General features: G+C 68.2%; 24 protein-coding genes. 11 read left to right on the top strand and 13 right to left on the bottom strand.

What is annotated here, in order from left to right; genetic code table 11:
* Positions 1–297: biotin/lipoyl-containing protein (locus tag ON40_RS10280; protein WP_040821043.1), on the bottom strand; the 297-nt coding region annotated here is incomplete at its 3' end.
* A 383-nt stretch (positions 298–680) separates the two neighbouring features.
* On the opposite strand from ON40_RS10280, the gene ON40_RS10285 reads away from it, so the two are divergent.
* On the top strand, positions 681–1,043 hold the full coding sequence (locus ON40_RS10285; protein WP_040821045.1) for a hypothetical protein: 363 nt from the start codon (positions 681–683) through the stop codon (positions 1,041–1,043).
* Between the two features lie 92 nt (positions 1,044–1,135).
* On the opposite strand, the gene ON40_RS10290 is transcribed toward ON40_RS10285, so the two are convergent.
* Positions 1,136–2,656 (bottom strand): leucyl aminopeptidase, encoded by a 1,521-nt coding sequence (locus ON40_RS10290; protein WP_040821382.1) that lies wholly within the window; start codon positions 2,654–2,656, stop codon positions 1,136–1,138.
* Between the two features lie 171 nt (positions 2,657–2,827).
* On the opposite strand from ON40_RS10290, the gene gcvT reads away from it, so the two are divergent.
* Positions 2,828–3,928, top strand: a complete 1,101-nt coding sequence (gcvT, locus tag ON40_RS10295) for a glycine cleavage system aminomethyltransferase GcvT (RefSeq protein WP_040821047.1) — start codon at positions 2,828–2,830, stop codon at positions 3,926–3,928.
* Between the two features lie 273 nt (positions 3,929–4,201).
* Positions 4,202–5,302 carry a branched-chain amino acid aminotransferase gene (locus ON40_RS10300; RefSeq protein ID WP_040821049.1) on the top strand — a complete coding sequence of 367 codons (1,101 nt, stop codon included), beginning with the start codon at positions 4,202–4,204 and terminating at the stop codon, positions 5,300–5,302.
* A gap of 23 nt (positions 5,303–5,325) precedes the next feature.
* Here the strand turns inward: ON40_RS10300 and ON40_RS10305 are convergent, their stop codons facing one another.
* From ON40_RS10305 to ON40_RS10315, 3 genes are all read right to left on the bottom strand, one after another.
* Positions 5,326–6,039 (bottom strand): MBL fold metallo-hydrolase, encoded by a 714-nt coding sequence (locus ON40_RS10305; RefSeq protein ID WP_040821051.1) that lies wholly within the window; start codon positions 6,037–6,039, stop codon positions 5,326–5,328.
* Positions 6,040–6,232: 193 nt separating this feature from the next.
* Entirely contained in the window at positions 6,233–7,204 is a 972-nt protein-coding gene (locus ON40_RS10310; RefSeq protein WP_040821385.1) for a carbohydrate kinase family protein, read from the bottom strand.
* A 203-nt stretch (positions 7,205–7,407) separates the two neighbouring features.
* A complete protein-coding gene (locus ON40_RS10315) occupies positions 7,408–7,758 on the bottom strand; it encodes a HesB/IscA family protein (RefSeq protein ID WP_040821053.1) in 351 nt (116 codons plus the stop codon).
* A gap of 231 nt (positions 7,759–7,989) precedes the next feature.
* Between ON40_RS10315 and ON40_RS10320 the strand changes: the two genes are divergently transcribed.
* Positions 7,990–8,649, top strand: a complete 660-nt coding sequence (locus ON40_RS10320; RefSeq protein WP_040821055.1) for a DUF3043 domain-containing protein — start codon at positions 7,990–7,992, stop codon at positions 8,647–8,649.
* A gap of 89 nt (positions 8,650–8,738) precedes the next feature.
* Here ON40_RS10320 and ON40_RS51770 read toward each other — a convergent pair whose 3' ends face one another.
* Positions 8,739–8,909, bottom strand: coding sequence for a hypothetical protein (locus ON40_RS51770; protein WP_157186258.1), 171 nt, complete (start codon positions 8,907–8,909; stop codon positions 8,739–8,741).
* Between the two features lie 14 nt (positions 8,910–8,923).
* Positions 8,924–9,088 carry a hypothetical protein gene (locus tag ON40_RS51775; RefSeq protein ID WP_157186259.1) on the bottom strand — a complete coding sequence of 55 codons (165 nt, stop codon included), beginning with the start codon at positions 9,086–9,088 and terminating at the stop codon, positions 8,924–8,926.
* A gap of 86 nt (positions 9,089–9,174) precedes the next feature.
* Between ON40_RS51775 and ON40_RS10325 the strand changes: the two genes are divergently transcribed.
* Entirely contained in the window at positions 9,175–10,131 is a 957-nt protein-coding gene (locus ON40_RS10325; RefSeq protein ID WP_040821057.1) for a helix-turn-helix domain-containing protein, read from the top strand.
* Between the two features lie 19 nt (positions 10,132–10,150).
* Here ON40_RS10325 and ON40_RS10330 read toward each other — a convergent pair whose 3' ends face one another.
* Positions 10,151–10,516 carry a ClpX C4-type zinc finger protein gene (locus tag ON40_RS10330; RefSeq protein ID WP_040821059.1) on the bottom strand — a complete coding sequence of 122 codons (366 nt, stop codon included), beginning with the start codon at positions 10,514–10,516 and terminating at the stop codon, positions 10,151–10,153.
* A 144-nt stretch (positions 10,517–10,660) separates the two neighbouring features.
* Here ON40_RS10330 and cobT point away from each other — a divergent pair, with 144 nt between their 5' ends.
* Positions 10,661–12,454 carry a nicotinate-nucleotide--dimethylbenzimidazole phosphoribosyltransferase gene (gene cobT, locus ON40_RS10335; RefSeq protein WP_083895550.1) on the top strand — a complete coding sequence of 598 codons (1,794 nt, stop codon included), beginning with the start codon at positions 10,661–10,663 and terminating at the stop codon, positions 12,452–12,454.
* A gap of 61 nt (positions 12,455–12,515) precedes the next feature.
* Positions 12,516–13,268 carry an adenosylcobinamide-GDP ribazoletransferase gene (locus ON40_RS10340; RefSeq protein WP_040821390.1) on the top strand — a complete coding sequence of 251 codons (753 nt, stop codon included), beginning with the start codon at positions 12,516–12,518 and terminating at the stop codon, positions 13,266–13,268.
* 97 nt (positions 13,269–13,365) lie between these two features.
* Here ON40_RS10340 and ON40_RS10345 read toward each other — a convergent pair whose 3' ends face one another.
* From ON40_RS10345 to asnB, 3 genes are read right to left on the bottom strand one after another with little or no spacing between them, the layout of a single operon-like run.
* Positions 13,366–15,009, bottom strand: a complete 1,644-nt coding sequence (locus tag ON40_RS10345) for a purple acid phosphatase family protein (protein WP_083895551.1) — start codon at positions 15,007–15,009, stop codon at positions 13,366–13,368.
* A gap of 35 nt (positions 15,010–15,044) precedes the next feature.
* Positions 15,045–15,329 carry a hypothetical protein gene (locus tag ON40_RS10350; protein ID WP_040821060.1) on the bottom strand — a complete coding sequence of 95 codons (285 nt, stop codon included), beginning with the start codon at positions 15,327–15,329 and terminating at the stop codon, positions 15,045–15,047.
* Between the two features lie 52 nt (positions 15,330–15,381).
* Entirely contained in the window at positions 15,382–17,307 is a 1,926-nt protein-coding gene (gene asnB / locus ON40_RS10355; protein WP_040821062.1) for an asparagine synthase (glutamine-hydrolyzing), read from the bottom strand.
* Between the two features lie 498 nt (positions 17,308–17,805).
* On the opposite strand from asnB, the gene ctaC reads away from it, so the two are divergent.
* Together ctaC and ON40_RS10365 are read left to right on the top strand one after the other, a co-directional pair.
* On the top strand, positions 17,806–18,879 hold the full coding sequence (gene ctaC, locus ON40_RS10360) for an aa3-type cytochrome oxidase subunit II (protein ID WP_051192972.1): 1,074 nt from the start codon (positions 17,806–17,808) through the stop codon (positions 18,877–18,879).
* 13 nt (positions 18,880–18,892) lie between these two features.
* Positions 18,893–19,309, top strand: a complete 417-nt coding sequence (locus ON40_RS10365) for a cytochrome c oxidase subunit 4 (RefSeq protein WP_040821063.1) — start codon at positions 18,893–18,895, stop codon at positions 19,307–19,309.
* Between the two features lie 61 nt (positions 19,310–19,370).
* Here the strand turns inward: ON40_RS10365 and ON40_RS10370 are convergent, their stop codons facing one another.
* Positions 19,371–20,651 (bottom strand): FAD-binding oxidoreductase, encoded by a 1,281-nt coding sequence (locus tag ON40_RS10370; RefSeq protein ID WP_040821065.1) that lies wholly within the window; start codon positions 20,649–20,651, stop codon positions 19,371–19,373.
* Between the two features lie 285 nt (positions 20,652–20,936).
* Positions 20,937–21,884: a helix-turn-helix domain-containing protein gene (locus tag ON40_RS10375; RefSeq protein WP_245567744.1), complete on the bottom strand. Its 948-nt coding sequence runs from the start codon at positions 21,882–21,884 to the stop codon at positions 20,937–20,939.
* A gap of 90 nt (positions 21,885–21,974) precedes the next feature.
* Between ON40_RS10375 and cysD the strand changes: the two genes are divergently transcribed.
* Positions 21,975–22,919: a sulfate adenylyltransferase subunit CysD gene (gene cysD, locus ON40_RS10380; protein ID WP_051192945.1), complete on the top strand. Its 945-nt coding sequence runs from the start codon at positions 21,975–21,977 to the stop codon at positions 22,917–22,919.
* Complete coding sequence (gene cysC / locus ON40_RS10385) at positions 22,919–24,823, top strand: adenylyl-sulfate kinase (RefSeq protein ID WP_040821069.1); 1,905 nt, start codon at positions 22,919–22,921, stop codon at positions 24,821–24,823. The genes cysD and cysC overlap by 1 nt, the downstream gene beginning before the upstream one ends.
* The last annotated feature ends 24 nt before the right edge of the window (positions 24,824–24,847 follow it).

Genomic DNA, 24,847 nt, shown 5'->3' on the forward strand with positions numbered 1-24,847 from the left:
CTGCGGGGCCGGAGCGGGCGGGGCGGGCGCGGGGGCCGGAGCGGCGGCGGGCGCCTCATCGGCGGCGCCGATCACACCCAGCTCGCCACCGACCTCGACGACGTCGTCCTCCTTTGCCACGATCTTGGTGAGCACACCGGCGGCGGGCGAGGGGATCTCGGTGTCGACCTTGTCGGTGGACACCTCGAGCAGTGGCTCGTCGACCTCGACCGTGTCTCCTTCCTGCTTCAGCCACCTGGTCACGGTTCCCTCGGTGACACTCTCACCAAGGGCCGGCATCTGGACGGAGAAGGCCATGTCCGTTGACTCCTATAACTGCTCGACGGGTCTACAACAGTTGTCTCTCGGCGGGCGCCCGCCGCGGGTCGCGGCGGATGTCCGAGTCTATTCGGCAGGTGCGCCGGGCCCTCGGCAGTGATGAGAAACTCTGCCTCCGCGCCCTGACCGCACGGGCCGCCGACCGCCACCGAACATTCTGTGTGGCACCGGAGATCCGTGTGGGGTTCTTGTTCCGACTGTCCATCCTTGCACTCGCCGTCGCGGCGTGTACCACAGGGCGGCCCGTGCCCGGTGGTCGCGCCCTGCCGTCCGGTACTTCCGGCGCGTCGCCGCGACGGCTGGCACTATCGATGAATCGGGTGCGTTCGAACCCGATATCCCGGACAGGAGGTCGGCGGGGGATGGGTTTGCTGGATCGTTTCCGCCAGTCGGTGGATCGTGTCCGGACATCGGGTGGCGGGGGAGCCACGACAGATGCCCGGTATCTGGACGAGTGGGTGCGCTCGCACGTCGGCGTCGAGGCGTACGTGGAGCCGAAGACGACGGTGACCGATGTCACGGTCGTACTCGTGGCGCATGACGGGGAATGGACCCGCCGCACGGTGGGCGAGCGAGGTGCGCAGCGGTTGTCCGGTCGCCTCGGCATTCCGGTGTACGACGTGCGCCGGACCGGCTACCCGCAGCGCATGCGGGACTTCGATGCGCGTCGCCGCATCGAACGCAAGCGAGCCGTCGAGCGGGAACTGCGCGGAATCGAGGACTAGCCCGACGGCACCGGGCACCCGGTGCCGTCGGCTCAGCCCCGGACGGACGGCTCGCGACGCCGTGCCTGCGCGCGAACCGTCCGGCATCACTGCTACTCCGCCGCGATATCGCCGAGTACGGCGACGAGTGTGCGGACCGGTACGCCGGTGCCGCCCTTGGGGACGTAGCCGAAGGGGCTACCGGTGTTGTAGGCCGGACCGGCGACGTCGAGGTGGGCCCACTGCACGCCCTCGGCGACGAATTCCTTCAGGTACAGACCGGCCACCAGCATGCCGCCGAAACGATGCGGGGAGACGTTGGCCAGATCCGCGATCTTGGAATTGAGATCCGCGCGCAGTTCGGCGGGAAGCGGCATGGCCCAACCGTTCTCACCGGTTTCCTGGGACAGGCGCGCGACCCGGTCGCGGAACTCCTCGGTGCCCATGACGCCGGGGGTGCGGCTGCCCAGCGCGACGAGTTGCGCACCCGTCAAGGTGGCCACATCGATCAGGTATTCGGGCTCGTCCTCGCAGGCCCGCACGATCGCATCGGCGAGGATCAGGCGCCCCTCGGCGTCGGTGTTGATCACCTCGATCGTGGTGCCGCCGTACTGGGTGAGCACATCGCCGGGGCGCTGCGCGGTGGCCGAGGGCATGTTCTCCGCCATGGGGACCGTCGCTGTCACAGTGACGGGCAGTTCCAGCTTGGCGGCCGCGATCGTGGCCGCGATGACCGCCGCGGCGCCGCCCATATCGGAGGTCATGTTCTCCATGTTGGCGGCGGGTTTGATCGAGATGCCGCCGGTGTCGAACGTGATGCCCTTGCCGACCAGTGCGACCTTCTTTGCCCCGCCCGCGTAGGTGAGCCGGATCAGCCGCGGCGGGCGCGAGGAGCCTTGGCCGACGCCGACGATGCCGCCGTAACCGTTTGCGGCGAGGGCCTTTTCGTCGAGGACCTCGACCTGCAGACCGGCCTGTTCGGCGAGCGTCTTCGCGCGCTCGGCGAATTCGGCCGGATAGAGGTGGCTGGGCGGAGTGTTGACGAAATCGCGGGCGAGGGCGACCGCCTCGGCCACCTGCACCGCATGCCGGACAGCGGCGTCGTCGGCGGGATCGGCGACCAGCAGCTCGATCCGCGCGAGGGGGCCCTCGTCCGGCTTGGGCGCGGACTTCTCGGACCGGAACGCGGTGAAGGAGTACGCGCCCAGGAAGAATCCCTCGGCGGCGGGGCCCGGACCGGGCTCCAGGCGGGACAGGGTGGTGACCGCCCGGCGCACGCCGGTCAGCGCGCGGGCCGCGACGCCCGCGCAGCGGCGCACCTGTTCGGCATCGATGCCGTCGGGTGCGCCGAGGCCGACCCCGAGCACGCTCGTGACGCCGGTCAGACCCGCCGGAGCGGGGATACGGGTCAGCTCCTCACCGGAGCCTTTCGCACCGACCGCGCGCAGGCTCGCCAGCACCGCGTCGAGTGCCTCGGCGCCGATCGCGCGGATGACGACCTCGTCGTCGCTCCCGGCGAGGGCCGGACCGTCCTCGCCGCCGACTACTCCGAGAACCAGCACATCGGTATCGGGACTGAGGGAATCGACCAGATCCACATCTGGTCCGAGCGAGCGATCTGCAGCAGCTGTCATGCGGAACAGGCTACTGGCCATCGACGCGCTGTCACGGCAGCGGAGCCAGGCCGCACCCCCTACGCGGATCCGCACTCGAAACAGGTGCGGCAGGGGGTGCGGATCCAGCGACAGGGTGCGGCTGTTCGGCGGGTGCACACGAGGGAGGATTCGGCCGCTAGGGTTGGCCCGGTGAACGACTCGAACCTGCTGCGAGGGCCGATCCACGACGTGCACGTCGAACTGGGGGCGAATTTCGCGCCCTTCGGCGGCTGGGAGATGCCGGTGTCCTATGCCGGGACGGTGGCCGAGCACACGGCGGTCCGCACGACGGTCGGCGTCTTCGATGTGAGCCACCTCGGCAAGGCGACCGTGTCGGGGCCGGGAGCGGCGGAGTTCGTGAATTCGGCGCTGACCAACGATCTGCGGCGGATCCGGCCGGGCAAGGCGCAGTACACGCTGTGCTGTACGCCCGAGGGCGGGGTGATCGACGATCTGATCGCCTATTACGTCGCCGACGACGAGATCTTCCTGGTGCCCAATGCGGCCAACACCGCCGCGGTGGTCGCCGCGTTGCGCGCGGCCGCACCCGAGGGCGTCACGATCACCGACGAGCATCGCGGCTATGCCGTGTTCGCGGTTCAGGGACCCGAATCGGCGCGGGTGCTGACCGCGCTCGGGCTGCCGACCGAGATGGAGTACATGGGCTACGCCGACGCGGAATGGGACGGCCGCCCGGTCCGGGTCTGCCGCACCGGCTACACCGGCGAGCACGGGTACGAACTGCTGCCGCGCTGGGACGACGCCGAGGCGCTGTTCCGCGAACTCGTAGTGCAGGTGCGCGCGGCCGGGGGTGAGCCCGCGGGTCTGGGCGCGCGCGACACGCTGCGCACCGAGATGGGGTACCCGCTGCACGGACATGAACTGGCACTGGACATTTCGCCGGTGCAGGCGCGCGCAGGATGGGCCGTGGGCTGGAAGAAACCGGAGTTCTGGGGCAAATCCGCACTGGAACAGGAGAAGTCGGCCGGCCCGCGCCGAATCCTGTTGGGGCTGGAGGCACTCGACCGAGGCGTGCTGCGGCAGGGACAGTCCGTACTGCGCGGCGACGAGGTGATCGGCGAAACCACCTCGGGCACCTTCTCGCCCACCCGCAAGGTCGGTATCGCCCTGGCTCTGCTCGATACGGCCGCGGCCCTCGAGCCCGGTGACGAGGTCGAGGTCGACGTGCGCGGCCGTCGCCTGAAGGTAGCGGTCGTCCGGCCACCCTTCGTCACCCCGCACACGTCCTGAACAGGTCTGATACCGAAGAGGCCGCGCGCCCCGCACGGCCCGGCATCGAGTGCTTCGCTCGCGTGGCCCCGGGGCTGAGGCCGGGCCGACCGACGACGTTCGTCGCGACACACGCGGACGTTCCGACCGCCGTGCGGTGACGTGGTTGCTCGGCTGATACCGGTTGGGCGCGTTGGGCATTGTGCCCGCTGGGTTCCCTGGGGGCACGAAGCTGAACAGAGTACCCAATGGTCGGCCGAAAGATACGGATTACCTTGCAGCTAGGATCGAATCATGACCGCTGCCGCACAGTTCACCCGTATTCCGCATCCCGCGCCCACCTCGGCGCAGCGACGGCAGGATATCTTGGCGGCACCCGGATTCGGGCGCTATTTCACCGACCACATGGTGTCGATCGATTACGCCGACGGCCAGTGGACCGATGCGCGGGTCGAGCCGTACGCGCCGCTGTCGATGGATCCGGCGACGATGGTGTTCCACTACGGGCAGGCGATCTTCGAGGGACTCAAGGCGTATCGCCAGGGCGACGGCAGCATCGCGACGTTCCGCATCGACGCGAATGCCGCACGCTTCCAACGGTCCTCGCGACGTATGGCGATGGCCGAACTGCCCGAGGAGCTGTTCATCGAATCGGTGCGCCAGCTGCTCGAGGTCGACGCGGACTGGGTGCCCGCCGCCGGTGGCGAGGATTCGCTGTACCTGCGGCCGTTCCTGTTCGCGACGGAGTCGGGGCTGGGCGTCAAGCCGGCCGGGGCCTACAAGTACCTGCTGCTGGGATCGCCTGCGGGCGCCTACTTCCCGCGCGGCCTGAAGCCCGTGCGGGTGTGGCTGTCCACCGAATATGTGCGGGCCGCCCCCGGCGGTACCGGCGAGGCGAAGGTGGCGGGTAATTACGCGGCCTCGCTGCTGGCGCAGAAGCAGGCCAGCGAACAGGGCTGTGACCAGGTGGTCTGGCTCGACGCGTGCGATCACCGCTACGTCGAGGAGATGGGCACCAACAACCTGTTCTTCGTCTTCGGCTCGGGCTCGCAGGCGCGACTGGTGACGCCGGAACTGTCCGGTTCGCTGCTGCCGGGCATCACCCGCGACTCGCTGCTGACCTTGGCCGCGGATGCCGGGTACGAGGTGGAGCAGCGGCGGGTCTCGGTCGAGGAATGGCGCAAGGGCGCCGAGTCCGGGGAGATCACCGAGGTGTTCGGCTGCGGAACCGCGGCCGTGGTCATCCCGGTCGCCTCGGTCCGCTCGGCCGACGGTGAGTTCACCATCGGCGATGGGGAGCCCGGCGAGGTCACCATGGCGCTGCGCGACACGCTCACCGGCATCCAGCGCGGAACCTTCGCCGACATCCACGGTTGGATGCGCGCGCTGGCCTGATCGAGGCCGCGCGGCCGGGGCCTTCAGCCCGGCATCAACATCTGCCACTGTTCGAGGGTCTGCGGGCGCATGACGTAGTTCTGCTCGCGGACCTCGGACAGTGCCGCACTGGGCTCCTGGGAGTACCAGTGCCCGGGATACACGACCGGATCGCCGGATAACTCCGCCAGGTGACGCAGGCTGCGGAACATCGACTCCGAATCCCCGCCGGGGAAATCGGTGCGCCCGCAGCCCTCCACGAACAGCGTGTCACCCGCGACCAGCCGGTCCTCGAACAGGAAGCACATGCTGCCGGGTGTGTGTCCGGGGGTGTGCAGCAGTTCGATGTCGAATCCGCCGACGCCGACCTTGTCGCCGTGCTCGTGTCCGGTCAGTTCGCTGGGCGCGATCCCGGTGACATTGGCCACCCACGGCAGTTCCTCCTGATGCACGTGCACCGGGACCTGCACCCGCTCCAGCAGTTCGCGCACCCCGCGCAGGGTGAATCCCATCATCGTGCCGCCCACGTGATCGGGATGGTGATGGGTGGCCAGCACCCCGCTCAGCCGCAGTCCCTCGCCCTCGGCGACATCCACCAGATCGCCCGCCGCATACGCGGGATCCACGACAACGCAGTCGCCGGTCTCACGATCGCCGATCAGATACGCGAAATTTCGCATCTGAGTGGCGATCGGATCGCCCACAGCCCAATCGCGTCCGGCGAGTAGCTGACGGAAGTACAAACGGTCGGATCCCATACGAACCACCCTATTGCCAGTCGGCGAACTCCACGCATCCGGCGGTGTTGTGAACGATCACTGTGCTACCGGTCCGCAGACAGTGCAGGACACACCGTGGACGGGATTCGTCGCGAGAAGTCGGCGACGCGGTCCACGGTGTGTGCGATTCACCTTGGGGCGGAACGGCTTCCGCTCGAGGCAGGGATGCGGTTCAGTTCAGGACGGCGGCGATGTCGGTGGCCGCCGCGCGGCCGTAGGCCGCGCCGATCCGCTCGAGCGCCCGCTCGCGATCGAGGGTCCACTCCTGGGTGCCGACCGTCTCCAGCACCAGCACGGCGATCAGCGACCCCAGCTGCGCGGCGCGCTCGAGGCTCAGGCCGGCGGTGTGGCCGGTGAGGAATCCGGCCCGGAAGGCATCGCCGACGCCGGTCGGATCGACCTTCGAAAGTTCCGGCACCACTTCGACATTCACCTCGACCCCGTCGGGATCGACGATCACCACACCCTTCGCGCCGAGGGTGGTGACCCGGATGCCGACGCGACGGCTGATCTCCTCGGGAGTCAGGCCCGTCTTCTGCAGCAGCAGGCCCCACTCGTACTCGTTGGTGAAAAGGTATGCGGCACCGTCGATCAGGTCCAGCGCCTGCTCGCCGTCGAGCCGGGCGAGTTGCTGGGAGGGGTCGGCGGCGAAGGCGATGCCCAGTTCGCGGCACTGCCGGGTGTGGCGGACCATCGCGTCGGGATCGTTGGCGCCGACCAGGACCAGGTCGAGGGTGTGGTTCTCGGCGAGGTCGGCGATCGAGATGTCGCGGGCCTCGCTCATCGCGCCCGGGTAGAACGAGGCGATCTGGGCCATGGTCTCGTCGGTGGTGCAGACGAAGCGCGCGGTGTGGGCGGTCTGCGAGATCCGCACGCCCGAGCAGTCGACGCCGTTGCCCTCCAACCAGTTCCGGTATTCACCGAAGTCCGCGCCGACCGAGCCGACGAGCAGCGGGTCGCGGCGCAGCAGGCCCATCGCGTAGGCGATGTTCCCGGCGACGCCGCCGCGGCGGATGACCAGATCGTCGACGAGGAAACTCAGCGATACGTGCTGCAGCTGATCGGCGAGCAGCACATCGGAGAACTTTCCCGGGAAACGCATCAGATGGTCTGTCGCGATGGATGCGGACACTGCGATGGTCACGAAAACCTGGTCCTTCACTGTCGAGGCGAGATCGATCTTCACCGTACCGCGTACGGATCACGGATGGTAAGGCCGAACGACATGACACGGGCGCGTGCGGCCGAGCCGGGCGCGGTCACCAGGTGTGATCGCCGCCGACTCCCGCACGCGCCGAAACGAACGCAGCGCGGAACCCGGATGAGTTCCGCGCCGAGGGGCAGATGTCAGTTGAAGCTGTCGCCGCAGGCGCAGGAGCCGGTGGCGTTCGGGTTGTCGATGGTGAAACCCTGCTTCTCGATGGTGTCGACGAAGTCGATCGAGGCGCCCTCGACATAGGGGGCGCTCATCCGGTCGACAGCCAGCTTCACACCGCCGAACTCGACGACCAGATCGCCGTCCAGGGCGCGGTCGTCGAAGAAGAGCTGGTAGCGCAGGCCCGCACAGCCACCGGGCTGAACGGCGATGCGCAGCGACAGATCGTCGCGACCCTCCTGATCGAGCAGCGCCTTGGCCTTGGACGCGGCGGCATCGGTCAGTGTCACACCGTGTGTGGTGGTCTCGTTCTGCACAGTCATGAACTCTCCTAGGGACCTGTGTTCAACCCGTAACAGCGCACGGCTCGTAAGCGGTCAACGTCACCCCCGTGGGTGTCTATTCCAATCTTGCCACTCCAACGCGGCCGGGGTGTCCGCGCACCCCGGAAACGCCGGGTTACCGGGGGTTGAACGGTGTGGTATGAGTTGTGACACAACAATCTGGGCGTACCGCATTTCCTGGGCGATACTCCATCCAATAGCCTGGTCGGCGTGAAGTTCCTCCGCCGCGGCGATGCAGCCGGCAGTAACGACCTCGCCGAGGACGCCCCGGCCGCCGAGACCGGTGGCTCGACCGCGCCCGTCACGGCCACCGCAGGTAAGGGGCGTCCGACCCCCAAACGACGCGATGTCGAGGGTAAGCGCAGGGGGCCGGTGGCCCCCGCGCCCATGACCCAGAAGGAAGCGCGGGCCAGGCGCAAGGCCACGCGGGGCACGAAGGCCGACCGCAAGGCCGCCTCGGCCGAACGTCGTGCCGCCGCCGCCGACCGGCGCGCCCGCATGGCCGCCGGGGAGGATCAGTACCTGCCGCCGCGCGATCGCGGCCCGGTCCGCGCCTACGTGCGGGATCTGGTCGACGCCCGCCGCAATCTGGTGGGTCTGTTCATGCCGCTGGCGCTGCTGCTGATCGTGGCGATGTTCCTGAATCCGGCGGTGCAGATCTACGTCACGCTGGCCATGCTGGTGATGATGGTGTTCATGGCCGGCGAGGGTGTGATTCTCGGCCGCATCATCAACCGCCGGGTGCGTGAGCGTTTCCCCGCCAGCACCAATTCGTCGATGCAGCTGGGTTGGTACGCATTCGTGCGGGCCTCGCAGATTCGCCGGATGCGGATGCCCAAGCCGAGGCTCAACCCCGGCGACAGCATCTGATCGGATTCGAGTCCGAACGGATCCATGCTGGTCCGAAGTCTGGTGACCTGCGGCCGATCGCACTGAGCGAGCACGAATTCCGAATGTGCTCAGCCGTGTTCGCGCATGCCGTGGGACGTGTTGAGCAGGATGCCGAAACGGGCGGTGTCCGCGGGCTGGATTCCGGTGCGTTGCGGGGGTTCCGGGACGAATGCGCAGAGTCTGCTGGTCAGTTCGCCGACGATGGTCCAGGTTCGGTGCAGTCGAGCGCGGATGCTCATGGTGTGCACGGCTTTCAGCGAGTTTCGCGGATGCCGAGGATGGCGCGAAGTTCGTGATCCATCCGGTCCGCGTCGCGGTCGACGACATTCGATGATCCGGCGGGGTGTGCGCCGGTCCGGTAGTGGAGGTAGGCCGTCAGTGCGGCGATGACCAGGAGCAACAGCGTGAAAATGAGCATGGCAGTAATTTTGTGCTCATACACTTGCCGCCAACAGTGGCGGTAACGACATACTTCAACAATATTCGGCCAAGTACACTGGTGGGGTGCTGTCCAAGGTCGCCGTCGTGCTCAACGAACATCTGGCCATGTTCGAATTCGGGGTCGTCTGTGAGGTTTTCGGGCTGGACCGCCGTGACGACGGACTACCTCTGTTCGACTTCCGGGTGTGCGGTGCGCAGGCCGGGCGGCCGCTGAAGTCGAGTACGCCCGGGATCACCGTCACTCCGCAGTACGACCTGGACGAGTTGCGGGGTGCGGATCTGGTCGCGGTTCCGGCTTTTCCGTTCGGTTCCGGGGAGGATTTCGATCCCGTTGTGGTGCAGGCGGTTCGCGATGCGGCCGCAGCCGGGGCGATCGTGCTGACGGTGTGTTCGGGCGCATTCCTGGCCGGTGCCGCCGGACTGCTGGACGGGCGGACCTGTACCACCCACTGGCGGTACGTGGATCGCCTGGCCGAGATGTATCCCGAGGCCACGGTCGATCCGGACGTGCTGTTCGTCGATGAGGGTGCAGTGATCACCAGTGCGGGCACCGCGGCCGGAATCGATGCCTGCCTGCATCTGGTCCGCCGGGAGCTGGGCAGTGCGGTGGCCAACAAGATCGCCCGCCGGATGGTGGTGCCGCCGCAGCGTGACGGCGGGCAGCGACAGTTCATCGAACGTCCCGTCCCCGACTGTGATTCGGACAGTCTGGGGGAGACCATGCGCTGGATGAACGAACACCTCGAACTGCCGCACAGCGTGGAGGATCTGGCCTCTCGCTCGGCCATGTCCACCCGCACCTTCGCTCGCCGCTTCGCCGCCGAGGCCGGGACGACGCCGGTGAAATGGCTGACCTCGCAACGCATTCTGCTGTCCAAGCAGCTGCTGGAGGAGACCGCGCTGGATCTCGAGACCATCGCCGGACGGTGCGGTTTCGGCTCGGGAGCCCTGCTGCGACACCATTTCCAGCGTCAGGTCGGCATCGCGCCGACCGAGTATCGTCGTCGCTTCGGATCCTGAGTTCCGCGCCGCGGGTGGTTCACTCCTCGCCGGAGAACCGCTCCCAGGCGGACTGCCGGGTGATGTCGAGCGCGCCGCCGATGCGAGCCCAGGTGACCTTGCGGCGGCGCAACTCCTGGACCCAGTCGCGCAGATTCTCCTCGACCTGAGCGGCCACCGCGGCGACGCGCGGAATGTGCTGAAGCATTTCGTCGTCCGACATCGCCTCCCAGATCTGCAGGGGAGCGGGTGTGTCCGAGGGGCGGTGATTCTCGGTGATGGTGACGGCGAGTCCGATGCATTCGTCGCAGATGTGCACGCCGGGACCGGCGACGAGAGTGTTCACCTCGGCGGGAGGCTTGCCGCAGAAGGAGCATCGGGGTGGTGCGGGGGTAGGTGCGGTCATCGCGCCCTCCTCGGGAGTTCGTGTCAGGGATTACCTGACACGAGTATGAATCTGTCAGGTCTGTCCTGACAAGAGGTTTGCGGATCGGCGCGAGGTATCGGTGCGCGCATGTCGTGGTGAGGTGGTGATTGGTACCGTTCTGGCGTGTTGAACGATGCTTCGAGGCAGCGCCCGCTGCGGACGCTGGTGCTCGGTGGGACACGGTCCGGGAAGTCGGCCTTCGCCGAGGAACTGGCCGGTCGGGCCGGTCCGGTCCGGTATGTCGCGACCGCTGCGGTGGATCCCGCCGACGGCGATTTCGCCGACCGGGTGGCGGCGCATCGGGAGCGGCGGCCCGCGGACTGGCAGGTCGTGGAGGGTGATCCGGTGCGTGCGCTGGCCGAGCCGACGCCGATGACGCTGATCGACGATCTCGGCACCTGGCTGACCGGCCGGATCGATGCGCGGTCGGCCTGGGAATCGCCCCGCGGCACGGTTGCGCCCGATGTCGAGGAGCTGGTCGCGGCCATCGCCGGATATGCGCAGCCGCTGGTGATCGTGAGCCCCGAGACCGGACTGGGCGTGCTGCCGGGTACCCGGTCGGGGCGGTTGTTCGCCGATGAGATCGGAACGCTCAACCAGCAGGTGGCGGCGTTGTGCGACGAGGTGTACCTCGTTGTCGCGGGGGTTCCGGTGCGCGTTCGGGAATCCGGAAACGCCACTGCGGTAGCGGCTTCGGTCGTGAGCGACACGCAGCAGAGCGCGGTCACGGTGCAGGGCGGGGGTGCGGCGGCGCAGGATTCGGGGAGCGGCTCGGCCGCAACGTCTTCCGCTCCCGAAGTTCCCGCTGCCGAAATTCCCGGCGCGGCCGATCCGATGTACGACTTGTCGGGCGAGGCGCCGGTTTTCGGGATCGTCGCTCCGCCCGATCAGCACGTCCGGGTGCAGGCGCAGGAACGGCAGTTGCAGCTCACCAAGCCCGCGGGAGCGCTGGGGCGGCTGGAGACGCTGGGCAACTGGGTCGCCGCATGTCAGGGCGTCTGCCCGCCGCGGCAGTTCGAGCGGGCCCGGGTCGTGGTGTTCGCAGGCGATCACGGCATTGCGCGGCACGGGGTTTCGGCTTATCCGAGTGAGGTCACCGTGCAGATGGTGGCCAACATCCTCGCGGGCGGCGCAGCGGTGAACGCGCTGGCCCGGCTCGCGGATGCGACGGTGCGCGTGGTGGACATCGCCGTGGACGCCGACACCGATCCGGCCGTTTCGGCGTACAAGGTGTGCCGCGCGGGCGGGGCCATCGATCGCGAGGACGCACTGACCGAGGCCCAGGTGAACGCCGCACTGGCAGCCGGGCGCGCGATCGCCGACGAGGAGATCGACGGCGGTGCGGATCTGCTGATCGCGGGCGATATGGGCATCGGGAACACCACGCCCGCAACGGTTCTCATCGCCGCGATCACCGATACCGAACCGGTTCTGGCCATCGGCCGGGGCACCGGCGTCGACGATGCGGGCTGGATGCGCAAGGCGGCCGCGATCCGCGACGCCATGTGGCGGGCCCGTCCGCACCTGAAGGATCCGGTCGCTCTGCTGCGGGTCGCTGGTGGTGCGGATCTCGCCGCGATGGCCGGATATCTGGCGCAGGCCGCGGTGCGCCGCACGCCGGTGATCCTGGACGGCGTGGTCGTCACCGCCGCCGCTCTGCTCGCGGATGCGCTCGCGCCGGGGGCGTCGGCGTGGTGGGTCGCGGGCCATCGCTCGACCGAACCCGCGCATCGCGCCGCTCTCACCAAACTCGGCCTGGAACCGCTGGTGGAGATGGAGATGCGCCTGGGCGAGGGCTCCGGTGCGGTCGCCGCGCTGCCCCTGGTGCGTGCCGCCGTCGCGGCCCTCACGGAAATGGCCACGTTCGGCGAGGCCGGAGTGAGCACCGCCGACGACACCGCCCCTGCCACGCCTTGATCACCGCTGAACTCCGTCTCCCGCTGCCGACGCACCGTCGACGGGGCGAGAAGGTGTGCCGGTGAACGGCATTCGGCTCGCGTTCTCGTGGCTGACCGTGCTGCCGGTGTCCGGTCCCGACGAGGTGGATCGGGCGGTGGCGACGCGGGCGATCGCGATGGCTCCGATCGTGGGGATCGTGCTGGGAGCCGCGACGGCGGGGTTGATGTGGGTGCTGGGCGCTGCGGGAACGAGTTTCGCGCTGGCCGGGTTGATCGTGGTGGCGGCGCTCGCGCTGATCACCCGGGGGATGCACCTGGACGGGCTGGCCGACACTTTCGACGGCCTCGGCAGCTACGGGCCGCCCGAACGGGCCCGGGAGATCATGAAAAGCGGTGGGGCGGGCCCGTTCGGTGTCGCCGCGGTGATATTCGCCGTTGCGGTGCAGGCGTTCTCGTGTGCCGCGCTGGCCGGATCGGGGCGGTGGCTGGCGATTGCCGCGGCGGTTGCGGTGGGGCGGGTCGCGGTGGTGCTGGCCTGTCGCCGCGGTTACGAACCCGCTCCCGGTTCGGGATTCGGGACGCTGGTCGCCGGGACGCAATCGCCGCGGATCGCCCTCCCGTGGGTCGTGATCGCGCTCGCCGCCGGATTCTTCGCCGTTCCGGGGCGATGGTGGCTCGGTATCCTCGCTGCCGCTGCGGGGCTGATCGCTGCCGGAATCCTGGTCCGGCACTGCGTCAACCGGTTCGGCGGACTCAACGGCGACGTGCTGGGCGCCGCGCTCGAGGTGAGCACCACGCTCGCGCTCGTCGTCGCCACCTTCGGCAGTCGCTGACGGACAGCGGCCGTTGTCGCCGCATGCGGGTCTCGCTGCGGATGCCTGCCCGCCGACTGCCGCCGGCACCCGTGGGCGGCAGTCCGCGCGAGAGCGGTCAGTGGTCGGAGCGGGGGCGCGTGAGGGTGAAGTGGTCGACGACCGTCAGGGTGTTGGTCGGACCGGTGAGGGCGTAGTAGGTGGCCTTCATGGTGGTGTTGCCGCCAGGTTTGCCGGGGTCCACGTCGAAGGCACAGAAACCGTAGGGGTGTTCGGAATCCTTGAAGGCCGACCAGGGGGCCTGCTCCTGGACGTACACGGGCGTCTTCTTACCGGTGCCGGAGTCCGTCGCGCCGACCGCGGTGACGACGCGGCACTGCTCGCCGGGGAAGAACAGGGCGTTGGACGGGGCCGAGGTTCCGCCGCCGCCGATCACCAGATGCACTGTGCCCTTGCTGGTGTCGACGACATCGGTGCGGGTGTCCACCGGTTTCGGGGTGAGGGTGTCGGTGCCCAGAACGCCGCGGACCGGATGGGAACGCTCGTAATGATGTTCGTGTCCGGCCAGCACCAGATCGACCTGGTACCGGTCGAACAGCGGCAGCCATTCCTGCCGGATCCCCAGATCGGCCCCGTTGAACTTGTCGGCCGAGGAGATCGCGGTCTGGTGCATGAACACCACCACCCAATCGATGCCGCGATCCGCGCGCGCCTTCGTCAATTCGTCCTCCAGCCAGCGCTTCTGGGCTCCGCCGGAATAGCCGCGCACATAGCTGCTGCCCGCGTCCTGGTAGCAGATGTCGTCGTTCGCGAGGGCGATGACGCGGACGCCACCGGCGGTGAACGAGTACCACAGCCCGCGGGTGAGATCCTCGCTACCCGCGTCGGGCACGGTGAAATAGGTCTGGAACGCCTGATATCCGATCGGTCCGTTGCCGAGTTCGTTCTCGTGATTGCCGGGCGCGGGCATCCACGGGCGGTAGCGGGCCGAGCGGGAGTTGTTGGCCCACCAGTCGCTCCAGGTGCGGATGCGATCGGTGGCCAGATTGGCGTAGCACAGATCACCGTTGACGAGATTGAACAGCGGTGCGACCCGCTCGATCCCGGCGGTGACGTCCCCGGCGAACGGTGAGCCGAGATTGTCGTTGACGTACGTGCCGCCGACCAGTTTGCCCAGCGTCGGCGTGCCCTGATCGCCGAAGCTGGTGAACCGGAACGCCGCCCGGCCCGAAGGCGCGGTGCGCAGGGTGCCCAGTTCCGGGGGAGCGCCGTCGTGACCGGCCGCGTAGACGTAGTCGGTATCTGGGGACAGACCGGTCAACCGCGCGTGATGCGCGGTGATCTCGATGCCGGACTTGCCGTCGCGATACGTGCGGGTCTGCGCCTGCACGGTCGTGCCGAATCCGGCGGCGGCGGTGCCGTAGCGCACCACCGGATTGCGCACCGAAGCGGTGGTGTACCAGGAGATCACCGCCTCCCGCGCGGCATCGGCCCCGAACTGCAGGTGCAGACCCGAAACATGCGGCGCGGCAGTACTGTCCGCACTCATCACCAGATCAGGCGAACGCGGCCAGATCTCGGCGGCCCGAGTTTCGCCGTCGCCGCGCAGCGCGGTGGCCCCGCCCGCCCCGACCGCCAGCCCGGCGACCGCGGCACCGGCCGACGCGCCGAACAGCCACCGTCGGCTGATGCCCTGGTTCGTGGCCTGCGGCGACGCGTCCGGGGCGGTGTCGTCGCTGCTGGGGCCTGGGTTTTCCGCCATGCGTTCCAGCTAACTCCGGTTCGGTGCTGGTGAGGCTACGACCCGGCGAAAACCAGGTGAACCGGCTCGATATAACGACCGGCCTCGTCCAGCGCCAGGATCTCGGTGCGGCTCCACGGCCGCACGTACGGATCGCCGCCCGTGGTACGCAGCCGAGCTGCCGCGGCTGCCGAGCGTCGCACCACCCGGCTTCCGGTGATCCCGCCCTCGGCCCGATAGGTGATCTCGGCCTTCGAGATATCGTCCGACAGCCCTCTGGTCAGCGTCACCCGCTTGGGGTCGGCCGCGTCCGGATCGAATACGATCCCCCGACTCTTCACGCCGATCAGGGTATGTCGCCCGGTCGCGGGCTGACCAGTCGATCAGCGCCGACTACAGGCGCACCGGATAGGTGGGCTCCTCGATGGCGGGCTTGATGCGGTCCTCGACGAAGATGCCGTGCCAGACCATGAACACCAGCACCGTCCACAGCCGGCGGCTGTGATCCACCGTGCCGGTGCGGTGCGCTTCGAGCATCGCGGTGATCGCGGCCTTGTTCAGCAGGTGGTCGGTCTGCGATTCGGCGATCTGCTGCGCGGCCCAGTCGTACAGCTCCGGACCGCGCAGCCAGTGCCGCAGCGGCACCGGGAAGCCCAGCTTGGGACGGTGCAGCACATGCGGCGGCACGATCTCCTCGAGCGCCCGGCGCAGGGCGTACTTGGTGGTCTCGGAGGTGATCTTCTGCTCGTACGGCAGCTGTTCGGCGATCGCGAACACCTCGGGATCCAGGAACGGCACCCGCAGCTCGAGGGAGTTGGCCATGGTCATCTTGTCGGCCTTGACCAGGATGTCCCCGCGCAGCCAGGTGAACAGGTCCAGATGTTGCATGCGCGCCACCGGATCCCAGCCGCGCGAGCGGGCGTAGATCGGCGCGGTGACATCCCTGTGAGTCCATTCGGGCCGGAAATCGCGCAGCACCGAACGCAACTGGGCGTCACTGAAACTGCGCGCGTTGCCGTAGTAGCGCTCCTCGAGTGTGAGCGATCCGCGATGCAGCAGGCTCTTGCCCCGGGTGCCCTCGGGAATCCGGTCCGACAGCTTGCCCAGCAGTCTGCGTGCGCCGCGCGGCAGATACTCGAAAGGCCCGAGCGACAACGGCTCCCGATAGATCGTGTATCCGCCGAACAACTCGTCGGCGCCCTCGCCCGAGAGCACCACCTTGACGTGCTTGCGGGCCTCCTTGGCCACGAAGTACAGCGGAACCAGCGCCGGATCGGCGACGGGATCGTCGAGATACCAGACGATCTCGGGGATCGCGGCGGCGTACTCCTCGGGGCTCACCATGCGGATGTAGTGCTTCGCGCCGATCGCCTCGGCGGTCTCGGCGGCAACGTCGGCCTCGGAGTAACCCTCGCGTTCGAAGGCCGAGGTGAAGGTGAGCAGATTCGGGTTGTGCTGGATCGCCAGCGCCGCGGTCGCGGTGGAATCGATGCCGCCGGACAGGAACGCGCCGACCGTCACGTCCGCGCGCATGTGCTTGGCGACCGAATCGCGCAGCACCTCGGAGATCTCGCGGTAGCGGGCCTCGGCGCTGTCCGGCGCGAACGGGCGCACCCGGAACGTCGGCTCGAAGTATCGGGTGATCTTCGGCTGCTCACCCGGCGTCAGCGTTGCATAGCAACCGGATTCCAGCCGCCGCACGTCGGCGTGCAACGTCTCGGGTTCGGGCACGTACTGCAGCACGGTGTAGTGCTCGACCGCCCGCACATCGATCGACCGGGACAGGCCCAGCGGCTCGAGCAGTTCGAGCAGACTCTTCTTCTCGCTCGCGTAGGCGGTGCCACCCGGACCGGTCGCGACGAACAGCGGTTTGATGCCGAACCGGTCGCGCGCGAGGACCAGCCGCCGGGTCTCGGTATCCCAGATCGCGAAGGCGAACATGCCGCGCAACCGGGAGAACGCCTCGGTACCCCAGTGGTGATAGGCGGCGACTATGGATTCACCGTCGCCCTCGGTCTGGAACTGCGCACCGTGTTCGGCGGTCAACTGCTCACGCAGTTCCAGGTAGTTGTAGATCTCCCCGTTGAACGCCAGCGCGTACCGCTCCGGATTCTCCGGCGGACCCCAGCGCAGCGGCTGGTGCGAATGCTCGATATCGATGATCGACAGGCGGTTGAAGCCCAGGATGATGTGCTCGTCGTGCCAGGTCCCGCGCTCGTCGGGCCCCCGGTGACGCCCGCACTGCAACGCCTCGTACACCTGGTGCACGACCTCGTCGGTCGCCACATCGGCGGTCAGAAATCCGAGCAGGCCACACACGGCGTGAGGAACCTCATTTCCGGGATCGGGGGGTAGGTCAGGGAGGAGATCGAAACTCAGTCCGCGAGTATGCCGTACCGCGGAATGATTCCGGAATCATTCTGCCTCGAATCGGTATCTTCCGCCCCTTGGAGCGGTGCTGTACCAGGCTGATTCCGCAGTAGTGGCTGGCTGCCGGGGCCCCACAGTGTCCGGCTCTCTGGCGTCCATTCGGGGTCCGCAACGTCGTAACCTCGGTTGATAGTTGGCCGGTCGCGTCGATCTTCATCGCAGCCTCGATCTTCGGAGTGTCGAATCCGACCCGCGCACAACGCGGTACCCGGTTTGGTCTACGCTGCGTAGTACTCGGGAACTCCCGAGGTGGGCCGCGCGTTTGCGAGGTCCGCCGGTGAGTTCTTCGAACGTGCTGAAAATGTGCCGTCCGGCCCACCCGGGCGGCGCCGAGTCGGATAGACGACCAGGAAGGCGTTGAGCGTGGCGCACAAGGCGAGCGAAGCGATAGGGGCGCGGCCCGACGGGGGCGCTACCTCCGGCGGACGAGGCCGCCTGCTTCGGCGGGCCGGGCTGGCGGTGTCCTTGGGGATCACTGTCATCGCCGTATCCGGCTGCTCGATCGACAATCCCGTGCTGCGGTTCGGGTGGCCCTCGGGTGTCACCCCGCAGGGCACGAAGATGCGGGAGCTGTGGACCTGGTCGGTCATCGCCGCGCTGGCGATGGGTGTGCTGGTGTGGGGCCTGACCTTCTGGACGGTCGCCTTCCACCGCAAGAAGCCGAACTCGCCCGAGTTCCCCCGCCAGACCGGGTACAACGTCCCGCTGGAGCTGACCTACACCGCGATTCCGTTCGTGATCATCGCGGTGCTGTTCTACTTCACCGTGGTCGTGCAGAACTACGTGCACGAGAAGGTGTCCAACCCGAACGTGGTCGTGGACGTGACCGCCTTCCAGTGGAACTGGAAGTTCGGCTACCAGAAGGTCGACGAGAACGGCCAGGTCTACGACGGTGTCGACCACACCCGTCAGGGCCTGGACCAGCAGATCATCGACGAGTACAAGGACCGCAAGGCCAACGGCCACGCCCAGCCCGGTCCGGACCACGGCCTGCCTGGCAACGACATCAGCTACCTGCACTACGACAAGGTCGAGACCGTCGGTTCCAGCACCGAGGTTCCGGTGCTCGTGCTGCCGACCAACCGGGTGATCGAGTTCCAGCTCGCCTCGGCCGATGTCATCCACTCGTTCTGGGTGCCGGAGTTCCTGTTCAAGCGCGACGTGATGCCGGATCCGAAGGAGAACCACTCCGACAACATCTTCCAGATCTCGAAGATCGAGAAGGAAGGCGCGTTCGTCGGCCGGTGCGCGGAGATGTGCGGCACGTTCCACTCGATGATGAACTTCGAGGTCCGGGCGGTCTCGCCGGAGAAGTTCGACAAGTACATGACCGACCGCAAGGCCGGGAAGACCACTGCCGAGGCGCTGGCCGACATCGGCGAGTCGCCGGTGGCGGTGTCCACGCACCCGTTCAACACCGACCGCACCCTGCGTTCGGCGTCCGAGGCCCAGAGCAACTGAGGACTGAACTGATATGAAGGTCGAAGCACGCATCTTCGAACTGCTCACGGTGTTCTTCATCATCGTGGCCGTCATCTACGCCTTCTTCACCGGTCAGTCCAGTACCGGTGTGGAGTGGGCGGGCACCACCGCGATCGTGCTGACCGCGGGTCTGACCCTCATCGTCGGCACGTACTTCCGCTTCGTGGCCCGTCGTCTGGACCTGCGCCCGGAGGATTACGAGGAGGCCGAGATCGTGGACGGCGCAGGCGATCTGGGCTTCTTCTCGCCCGGTAGCTTCTGGCCGGTCACCCTGGCCGGTGCGGCCGCGATCACCGCGATCGGTTTCGCGTTCTTCCAGCTGTGGCTGATCGCCATCGGCGTCATCTGCATCCTGACCGCGGCAGCCGGCCTGGTCTTCGAGTACCACATCGGTCCTGAGAAGCACTAGCTCCAGCACCGACAGCGCCCCGGCCGTTTCCATGGCCGGGGCGCTGTCGTATCGGAGTCCGTTATTCGGCCATGAGGTAGCGGCGGGCTCGTTCGGAGCGGCAGATGTCGTCGATGGCGATGCTGATCTCGCGCAGGGCCTCGGTGGTGCCGGTGCGGCCGGTGAAGGCGCTGGCGGGGCGTAGACGGCAGGTGAAGCTGATGAAGCCGTGGTCCTCACCGGCGAGGTCGTGCAGGTAGGGGGAGCGCACGCCGTAGGTCAGGGCGGAGATGACCGTGAAGCATTCGTTGCGTTCGCGGTATTCGGAGAACAGGTCGTGCAGGCGGTGGAAGACCGCGGTGTAGGTCGACAGTGGCGCGAAAACCGCTGCGCGGTAGGCCGGTCCGCGTTCGGACGTGCTGATCACCGTGTCGGCGAGGTATTCCGCGTCGCGCAGGGTGAGTACCTTCGGGGAGAACATCAGCGCACCGGCGGCGGCGTTGCGGACCGGCATGCCCGCTCGTCCGCCCGCGGCCGAGGCGATCGCGCCGAGGGATTTGCGCGCGCGGGAACCGAGTTCGCGGCGGGCCCGCAGGGTGGTCGTCGCGGTGGTGGGATGCAGGCTGGACCACTGGCCGAAGCGCACCGTGCCCAGCTGGATGTTGCCGGTGCCGACCGGGCGCGAGACCCGCAGGGGCGCGGTGTCGACCCAGCGGCCGACCTGCAACATCGCATCGCCGGGATGTTCGATCGCGTCGAGGGTGTGCTCGACGAAACCGTCGAAATCCAGGAAGCGGTGCGCGTCGGAGGTCAGCCAGGTGTGGTCCTTGTCGACCTCGACGGCCTGCAGGGTGAGCGCGGTGATGATGCCGGTGCGACCCGCGCCGCCGAGGATGCGGTGGAAGCGTTCGGCGTGGTGGTTGCGCCCGCAGGTGCCGAATCTGCCTTCCGGATCGACGTATTCGAGGGCGAGGACGTTGTCGCTGAACATGCCGTACCGGTGCGAGGCGGTGGACAGCCCGCCCACCGCGGCGAATCCGCCCGCGGTGATCTCCCGGTGATCGCCCACGATGGGCAGGCCCAGTCCGTGCGCGGCGAGGGTGCGGTCGATATCGGACAGGCGCGCACCGGCCTGCACCCGCACCTGACGGGCCTCGGCGTCGACCGCCTGCACCCGGTTCATCCGGCGCAGGGACAGGACGATCCGGCGGTCGGGCGGGCCGGGCTCGTCCTCGTTCTCGCTGCTGTGCTCGCCGCCGCGGACCGTCAGCGGTTGCGGCCGTGAATCTCGCACGGTGCGAACGACATCCGCGGTATCGCGCGGTAGATATTCCTCCGGAAGGGCGGCCAGCGACGTGCTCATGGCCTCACAGCTAACCACAGTTGCACCCCTCCCGTCTGCCCCGAAGGTGTGGCGGATCGGCGACTCGCCGATGAACATATTTCCCGGCGGGTTGATCAGGGCGATTCCGGTGCGCCACAGGAGATTAGACGCCCGACGTGGCGGTCCGGTCCGGTCTTGCGGAGGGTCTCGAACCCGGTGCCGGTCGGGAGCGTTTGCACCAGGGCGAATTGGTGCTCTGGATGCTGGTGGGGCAGTTGGTGAACCACGTGGCCGAGCCGAGCGGCGTTGTCCGCGGATCGGGCGTCAGCCGGGCTGGACGGTTGTCAGCGGTGTGGTGGTGTCCTGGCGTAGTGCTGCGGTGAGCGCGTCACCCATTTCGCGCGTCGCGGTGCCGAGCGCGGTGAGTTCCTCGGCCGACAGCAGGGTGTCGGGGCAGGCGACGACGGCGGCGGTCACCGTGGAGCCCAGGAAGATCGGAGCCGCGACGGTGACGACGGCATTGGCCGGTCCCAGCTCGTCGGGCAGGTAGTCGATGGTGATCAGATCGGCGATCATCGCGCCGAGCCGGTTGCGCAGCGGATCGGTGACGGGCGAGTCGCGCAGCGCGGCAAGCGCTTCGAGCATCGGGGCCGAGTCGTCGGCCAGCCGTTCGACCGAATAGCCGCGATTGCGCACCGCCGCCAGGACCGCGACCAGACGGTCGCGATGCGCCGGATCGGCATGGCCGAGCCAGGCCTGGCGGTCGGGCTCGGGCGCCCAGGCCAGGAATTCGCGGACGACCGGCGGCGCGAGCGGCAGGCGGCGGCCCGGCCGGATCCACGGCAGCGTCGGGGTACCCGCGACCTCGGTGATGACGATCGCGCCGTCCTCGCGCTCGGCGAGGAAGACCGGAATGCCCTGACGTGCGGAGAACTCGCGGATGGGAGTCAGGGCCAGGCGGCGCAGCGGGAACGCGGACTCGGCGCGGCGGGCGACGGTGAGCAGGCCCAGGCCCAGCCCGTAGTTGCCGTCGGCGTCCCGCACGGTCCAGTGATCGGCGGTGAGCTGGGTGAGCACCGCGTGCGCGGTGGCGCGGGACAGGTCCGTCTCGCGGACGATCCGGGCCAGCGAGAGATGGTCGCCGACGTGGCGGGACAGCAGCCCGATCACCTGGACGACGCGGTGGGTGGGCGGTGAGGCGGGCGCGGCCGAACCAATTTCTGAAACAGGTTCTTGACCGGCGTGGCGCTTCGGGCCTATCGTCGGTGTCACAATATCGAACGATAGCGTCGAATATTCGACATCGCAACTCCGGTCAGGATTCCGGCGGATGGTCGGAGACAGGCGCGAGTGGTAAGAGCGATGCGAACGATCCGTCGCGGTGAGTGGGTGAGAAGTGTGATGCGGACGGGATACGAGCTGTCGCATCTGGCGGCCCTGGAGGCCGAATCGGTGCATATCTTCCGTGAGGTCGCGGCGACCTTCGAACGGCCGGTGCTGCTGTTCTCCGGCGGTAAGGATTCGGCCGTGATGCTGGAGGTGGCGCGCAAGGCGTTCTGGCCCGCGCCGCTGCCGTTCACGCTGATGCACATCGACACCGGTCACAACTTCGACGAGGTGATCGAATTCCGTGATCGCGCGGCCGAACGTGCCGGGGCCCGGCTGCTGGTGGCCCGGGTGCAGGACGACATCGATGCCGGTCGGGTGCACGAGCGGCCGGGCGAGACGCGCAATCGGCTACAGACCACGACCCTGCTGCGCGCGATCGGAGAACACCGCTTCGACGCGGTCTTCGGCGGGGCGCGCCGCGACGAGGAGAAGGCGCGGGCCAAGGAACGGGTCTTCAGCTTCCGCGACGAGTTCGGCGCCTGGGAGCCGCGGGCGCAGCGCCCGGAGATCTGGAATCTCTACAACGGCAGACATCGTGCGGGCGAGCACATCCGGGTGTTCCCGCTGTCGAACTGGACCGAACTGGACATCTGGGAGTACATCGACCGGGAGGCGGTGGACCTGCCCTCGCTGTACTACGCGCATCGGCGGCAGGTGTTCCGGCGGGACGGAATGCTCCTGGCCGACAACCGTTTTCTGACTCCGAGCCCGGACGAGCCGCTGTTCGAGGCGACCGTGCGCTTCCGCACCGTGGGCGATGCGACCTGCACCGGATGCGTCGAGAGCGAGGCCGCCGATCCGGCCGCGGTGATCGCGGAAACCGCCGTCACCCGACTGACCGAACGCGGCGCGACGCGTGCGGACGACCGGATCTCCGAGAGCGGCATGGAGGATCGCAAGCGAGAGGGCTACTTCTGATGAGCCGCAATCTGTTACGTCTGGCGACCGCGGGCAGCGTGGACGACGGCAAGTCCACGCTGATCGGCCGTCTGCTCTACGACTCCAAGAGCCTGTTCAGCGATCAGCTCGCGGCCATCGAACGGGTCAGCGCGCAACGCGGCGACGGGGCGGCGGACCTGGCGTTGGTGACCGACGGGCTGCGCGCGGAACGCGAGCAGGGCATCACGATCGACGTCGCCTACCGCTACTTCGCCACGCCGCGAAGGAAATTCATCATCGCCGACACCCCGGGGCATGTGCAGTACACCCGGAACATGGTGACCGGCGCGTCCACCGCCGATCTGGCGCTGATCCTGATCGACGCGCGCAAGGGCGTGGTCGAGCAGACGCGCCGGCACGCATTCCTGGCGGCGCTGCTGGGCGTTCCGCACCTGGTGGTGTGCGTCAACAAGATGGACCTGGTGGATTTCTCGCAGGAGCGATTCGACGAGATCCGGGCCGAGTTCGCCGATTTCGCCGCCAAGCTGACCGTCGGTGATCTGAGCTTCGTGCCGGTGTCGGCGCTGCTGGGCGACAACGTGGTCGAGACCTCCGCGCAGATGCCGTGGTATCCCGGCCCGCCGCTGCTGGCGCATCTCGAGGACGTGCACATCGCCTCGGACCGCAATCTGATCGATGCCCGCCTGCCGGTGCAGTACGTGCTGCGGCCCCGTACGAGCGGGTCAGGGCCGGAGGCGGCAGCGGAGCGTAACCACGCAGGCCCCGCGCTCATGCCCGATGAAACTGCGGACGAGCCGCGCAGCTATGCCGGGACGGTCGCGGGCGGCATCTTCAAACCGGGTGACGAGGTCGTGGTGCTGCCGTCCGGGCAGACCAGCCGGGTCGCACGGATCTGGGGTCCGGGCGGGACCAAGGTGGACGAGGCGTTCACCGGAATGGCCGTCTCGCTGGCGCTGGAGGACGAACTCGACATCGGTCGCGGGGATATGCTCGCGCGTCCGGGCAATCGGCCGCACATCGATCGCGAGATCGATGCGACGGTGTGCTGGTTCGACGACGAGGCGGTGCTGCGGCCGGGTACGGACTACACCGTGCGCACCGCGGCCCAGTCCGCGCGGGTGCGGGTCAGCGAGCTGGACTATCGCCTGGACGTGAACACCCTGCATCGTGTCGAGGACGCGGAAGGTCTGGGGCTCAACGACATCGGCCGGGTGCGGCTGCACAGCCGGGCGCCGCTGATGTTCGATCCGTATCGGGACAACCGCCGCACCGGCAGCTTCATCCTGATCGACGAGGTGACCAATCGGACGGTGGCCGCGGGCATGATCCTGGCGCGCGAGACCGGGCAGCGCAACGAGATCGTCTGGCACAGTTCGGTGGTCGATCGCGCGGAGCGGGCCAGTGCCGGGGCGACCCTGTGGCTGACCGGTCTGTCGGGTTCCGGGAAATCTACGATCGCCGTGGAATTGGAACGGCGACTGGTGAATTCGGGTCGTCCGGCCTATCTGCTCGACGGCGACAATCTGCGGCACGGTCTGAACGCGGATCTGGGTTTCTCCGACGCGGACCGCCGGGAGAACATCCGGCGCGTCGCCGAGGTCGCCGCCTTGTTCGCCGATGCCGGTGTGGTGGTGATCGTTTCGCTGATCAGCCCGTTCGCCGAACAACGTGAGCAGGCGCGGCAGGTGCACGCGGACCGGGGGCTGCCGTTCGGTGAGATCTTCGTCGACACGCCCCTGGAACTGTGCGAGCGCCGCGATCCCAAGGGACTGTACGCGCGGGCGCGGGCCGGGGAGATTCGCGATTTCACCGGAATCGACTCGCCGTACGAGCGTCCCGAACACGCCGATGTCGTCATCACTCCCGAGGACGGCACACCGGCCGAGGTCGCCACCCGAATTCTCGAATCGCTGCGACCGTAGCAGCGGCACAACACAAACCATTTC

The sequence above is a fragment of the Nocardia jiangxiensis NBRC 101359 genome (genome assembly GCF_000308615.1).
Lineage (GTDB): Bacteria > Actinomycetota > Actinomycetes > Mycobacteriales > Mycobacteriaceae > Nocardia > Nocardia jiangxiensis.

Excerpts from the sequence above, each read along its gene's own strand:
- cysC (WP_040821069.1), top strand. The coding sequence starts at position 22,919 with ATGAGCCGCAATCTGTTACGTCTGGCGACCGCGGGCAGCGTGGACGAC.
- ON40_RS10305 (WP_040821051.1), bottom strand. The coding sequence starts at position 6,039 with ATGGGATCCGACCGTTTGTACTTCCGTCAGCTACTCGCCGGACGCGAT.
- ON40_RS10365 (WP_040821063.1), top strand. The coding sequence starts at position 18,893 with ATGAAGGTCGAAGCACGCATCTTCGAACTGCTCACGGTGTTCTTCATC.
- ON40_RS10345 (WP_083895551.1), bottom strand. The coding sequence starts at position 15,009 with ATGGCGGAAAACCCAGGCCCCAGCAGCGACGACACCGCCCCGGACGCG.
- ON40_RS10330 (WP_040821059.1), bottom strand. The coding sequence starts at position 10,516 with ATGACCGCACCTACCCCCGCACCACCCCGATGCTCCTTCTGCGGCAAG.
- ON40_RS10370 (WP_040821065.1), bottom strand. The coding sequence starts at position 20,651 with ATGAGCACGTCGCTGGCCGCCCTTCCGGAGGAATATCTACCGCGCGAT.
- ON40_RS51770 (WP_157186258.1), bottom strand. The coding sequence starts at position 8,909 with ATGAGCATCCGCGCTCGACTGCACCGAACCTGGACCATCGTCGGCGAA.
- ON40_RS10300 (WP_040821049.1), top strand. The coding sequence starts at position 4,202 with ATGACCGCTGCCGCACAGTTCACCCGTATTCCGCATCCCGCGCCCACC.
- ON40_RS10290 (WP_040821382.1), bottom strand. The coding sequence starts at position 2,656 with ATGACAGCTGCTGCAGATCGCTCGCTCGGACCAGATGTGGATCTGGTC.
- ON40_RS51775 (WP_157186259.1), bottom strand. The coding sequence starts at position 9,088 with ATGCTCATTTTCACGCTGTTGCTCCTGGTCATCGCCGCACTGACGGCC.
- ON40_RS10285 (WP_040821045.1), top strand. The coding sequence starts at position 681 with ATGGGTTTGCTGGATCGTTTCCGCCAGTCGGTGGATCGTGTCCGGACA.
- cysD (WP_051192945.1), top strand. The coding sequence starts at position 21,975 with ATGCGAACGATCCGTCGCGGTGAGTGGGTGAGAAGTGTGATGCGGACG.
- ON40_RS10315 (WP_040821053.1), bottom strand. The coding sequence starts at position 7,758 with ATGACTGTGCAGAACGAGACCACCACACACGGTGTGACACTGACCGAT.